At 61.2% G+C, this 3861-nt stretch carries 4 protein-coding genes; 1 reads left to right on the top strand and 3 read right to left on the bottom strand.

Annotated features, from left to right (window positions below):
* A partial coding sequence (locus MOV76_RS38610; protein ID WP_247266536.1) for a molybdopterin oxidoreductase family protein occupies window positions 1-1182 on the top strand: 1182 nt, incomplete at its 5' end.
* 56 nt (window positions 1183-1238) lie between these two features.
* On the opposite strand, the gene MOV76_RS38605 is transcribed toward MOV76_RS38610, so the two are convergent.
* The 3 genes from MOV76_RS38605 to nuoH are packed head-to-tail and all read right to left on the bottom strand — an operon-like array spanning window position 1239 to window position 3304.
* Window positions 1239-1679 carry a CBS domain-containing protein gene (locus MOV76_RS38605; RefSeq protein WP_018243737.1) on the bottom strand — a complete coding sequence of 147 codons (441 nt, stop codon included), beginning with the start codon at window positions 1677-1679 and terminating at the stop codon, window positions 1239-1241.
* A gap of 46 nt (window positions 1680-1725) precedes the next feature.
* Window positions 1726-2292, bottom strand: a complete 567-nt coding sequence (locus MOV76_RS38600) for an NADH-quinone oxidoreductase subunit I (protein WP_247266535.1) — start codon at window positions 2290-2292, stop codon at window positions 1726-1728.
* 10 nt (window positions 2293-2302) lie between these two features.
* On the bottom strand, window positions 2303-3304 hold the full coding sequence (gene nuoH, locus MOV76_RS38595) for an NADH-quinone oxidoreductase subunit NuoH (protein WP_113544253.1): 1002 nt from the start codon (window positions 3302-3304) through the stop codon (window positions 2303-2305).
* Window positions 3305-3861: the final 557 nt, after the last annotated feature.

Here is a 3861-nt window from a genome sequence, read left to right as displayed (position 1 = left end):
GGCAGTGACGGGCCGGATCGCCTGGCCGCCGCGCTCAAGGAAGGCCGCAGCGTTACCGTGCTTGTCAGCGTCGACCTCCTAAGATCACCCGAAGCGCGCGCGACGCTGCAGCAGCTCAACAACCTGCTGCACGTTCTCCGCCTGCTCGGCAAAGGCCCGGCGATGCAGTTTCTCTTCGACCGTGCCAACCAGATGGGCGCCTGGGACATGGGGGTCCTGCCGGCGGCTCTGCCGGGGCTGCGGGCGGTCGCCGATGACGCGGCGCGCGCAACTCTTGCGCGAAACTGGGACGCCGAAATCCCGTCTGAACCCGGCGCGGATCTCGACGCCATGCTGGACCTCTGTGTCGGTGGGCGGATGGGCGCGCTCTACATCGTCGGAACCGACCCCCTGGTCGCCTATCCCGACCGGAACTTTGTGACGCGGGCGCTTGGCGCCGCCGATCTCCTGATCGTGCAGGACGCGTTCCTCACGGATACGGCGGGCATGGCCGAGGTCGTCTTGCCCGCGGCGGGCTACGGCGAGGAATCCGGAACGTTCACCAACAACGAGGGTCGGATCCAGAATGTTCGCAAATTCCGTGAGCCCGTTTTCGAGGCGCGAGGCAATCTGGCGATTGTCGACTTCGTCGCGGCGCTACGCAACCAGGCGCTGCGGCCATCGACGCAACCTGAAATTTTCGACGAGATTGCCCGGCTGGTTCCGACCTATCAGGGGTTGACGCAGGACGGGCTTGGCGCCGACGGCGCTTTCACCAAGGCGGTGCCAACACTATCGGCTGGCATGCTCCCTGCGCCGCCGCCCGTCCCGACAGCAGCCGACCGGCTCATGCTGATCACCGGCGACTGCCTGTTCCACAACGGATATCTTTCCGAACGGTCGGACATCCTGAACACGGTCGCCAACGATCCCTATGTCGCAATGAGCGCGCAGGACACCGCGGAGCTTGGCCTTTCGGATGGCGATCAGGTAATCGTGCGTTCCGGCCAGGGCGAACTGACGGCGCAGCTCAAGGTCGACAGGCAGTTTCCCAAGGGCATCGTCTTCGTTCCGGAAAACTATAGAGCCTTGCGTCTCAACAGCCTGCTGCGGCGGGGCGAATATCCATGCGCGGTGGAAGTTCAGAAGGCGCATGCCACTCTTGAGGTCGACCGCCCAGGCCGAATCTGGCGTGGGGTCTGAAGATTTGGGGTCGGGGCACCGCAAGGCTCTGCGGCAAGCTGCCCGCCCCGGCGTCTTCAGTGATACCTGGTCCCGCATATGTAATCCTGCAGATCCTGCTCTGTACGCTGCGCTTCGTCGAGCCTGTGTTTAACCACGTCGCCGATGCTGACCACGCCGACAACGTCGCCTCCATCCGTGACCAGCACATGGCGTGTACGCCGCTGGGTCATGATCCCCATCGCGACGGGCAGCAAATCCTGTGTCGAACACGTCGCCACATTGCGGTTCATGATGTCCGCGACCCGCTTTGCCGCCGCCTCGGCCCCGTATTCCGCCACCGCATTGCAGCAGTCCCGCTCCGACAGCGTACCGAGGTATTTGCCGTTCGATCGCCTGACGACGACGAAGCCGATATTGTTGTCTCGAAACAGCCGCAGTACCTCCACCATCGTCTGATCGGGAGCAACTGCGATGACCCCGACACCCTTGTTTTTCATGATTTCACCGACAAACATCTGAGCCTCTCTTTCCGAGCGCTTCGGTTTGACAGCTGGCGCGCGTTCATGTTCGCCGGATATTCCGCCACCAGTTGTAGCCCTGCGTCTCTTTCGTCTCGACAAGTACGTCCTTCTTCGTATTCAGGCGCGCGGCAACCACGCCGCCGCCGGTCGCCGCCTTACCCGGCTTGGCGAGCAGATTATCGCGCCCGATCACCAGGTCAGCTGAGGAAAAACTCGAGAATTCGTATTGTTGGCCAAGCGCGATCGCGTCCGCCGGGCAGGCGTCCTCGCACAGCCCGCAGAACAGGCAGCGGGCCGTGTCGATCTCGAATTTGGCCGGGTGCCGCTTGCCCTTCTCGTCCTCGTAGGGGACGACTTCGATACAGTCGCAGGGACAGATCCGCGCGCAGAGTTCGCAGGCCACGCACTTGATCTCGCCCTCTTCATCACGCGTCAGGAAGTGATGCCCGCGATAGCGGGAGTAGGGCAGCCATTTTTCCTTGTCCGGATACTGCATGGTCACGGATCTGGAGAACATGTAGCCCAAGGTCAGAGCCAAGGCGCTCGCCAGATCGGCAAAGAACGCCCAACCAATCCATGTTCCAACTCTGTCCTGCGCGCGCGACATCGCCGCCTCGCTACGGAGCCGCTACGACCCCTAAAAGTACACCGGATATAATTATGTTCGCCATTGAAAGAGGAAGCAAGACTTTCCATCCGATCGCCATCAGTTGGTCGTAGCGGTAGCGGGGGAAAGTGAAGCGGAACCAGATAAACACATAGACGAAGAACGCGATCTTCAGCACAAACCACAGGAGCGGTGGCAAGGGAATCAGAACTCCGTTCCAACCGCCGAAGAACAGGATCACCACCAGGACCGACACAAGCAATACGATGGCATATTCGCTGACCATGAAGAAGGCAAAGCGGATACCGCTGTATTCGGTATGGAACCCGGCCCCCAGATCACCCTCCGCCTCCGCCAGGTCGAAGGGAATGCGCTGCGCTTCGGCGAGCCCGGCGACGAAGAACACGAAGAATCCGACCGGTTGGTAGACGATGTTCCAGACATCGGCCTGCGCCCGCACGATCTCAACCAGGCTCATGGATTGCGCCAGCATGACCACGCCGATGACCGCGAACCCCATCGGGATCTCGTAGCTGATCATCTGCGCGCAGGTCCTGAGGCTGCCCAGAACAGCGTACTTGCTGTTGGAGGCCCAGCCGCCGAAGATGACGCCATAGACCTCGATCCCGATCACCGAGAAAACAAAAAGGAGCGCCACATTCATGTTAGAGACGTAGAGCGTGATCTCGTGGCCGAGGACCGAGACAGTTTCGCCGAAGGGGATCGCGACGAACACCACAAAGGGCGGGGCGAGCGCCAGGATTGGCGCCAGTTTGAACAGGAACCGGTCGGCCTCGGCCGGGATGTGATCCTCTTTGGTCAGGAGCTTGATTCCGTCCGCCACCGGCTGCAACAGCCCGTGCCATCCCACGCGCATCGGCCCCATCCGCTGCTGCATGTGCCCGGCGATCTTGCGTTCCAGCCAGGTTAGCGGCAAGGGTAGCAACAGCAGGATCGCAATCAGCAACGCGACCTTCAAGACGATCAGGCCAAGGGCGACGATAAGTTCCATGATCCCGGCTACTTAGTCATCGGGTTGAAGCGCACGACCGGACTTTGGCTCCGGCTATACAATGAGCACTGCGCGCACTTGTCAGACTACATGGTACAACGGCGACGCACCTCATACAATGCCGTCGCTGGCTATGATGTGTCCGGGCTCAGGACGTTTTGAGACGAGTGGTTTCGCTGTGCAAGATGAAAGCTTCGCGTTTCCGCCGGTTGCATCGCGCCATCTTGCGTACCAAAACCGCCGAGGCTCTCATCGCTGCCTGATGAAAGTTCCGTGGCAGGTCAGCTGGCGTCCGGGGAGCTGGCGTCCGGGGAGCTGGCGTCCGGGGAGCTGGCGTCCGGGGAGCTGGAAACCCAGCAGAAACGCAAAAAGCTCCTCGAGGGTTATGTCGAGGAGCTTTCTGTCAAGCGACTTGCATGGGCAAATTTGCAAGTATCGTTGGTTGCGGGGGCAGGATTTGAAGTTTCTGTCCCGCTGCGTCGGCTTCGCCTTCTTGCGGGCCCCTGAGGAGGCGTTAAATCCTCGACCCGTTACGAGATACACAAAAGCCCGCACGA

The organism is Rhizobium sp. PRIMUS64 (genome assembly GCF_023006465.1).
GTDB classification, from domain to species: domain Bacteria; phylum Pseudomonadota; class Alphaproteobacteria; order Rhizobiales; family Rhizobiaceae; genus Rhizobium; species Rhizobium leguminosarum.
The sequence above is the reverse complement of the archived record's forward strand: the minus strand, read 5'-3'. Positions and strand labels throughout refer to the sequence as shown.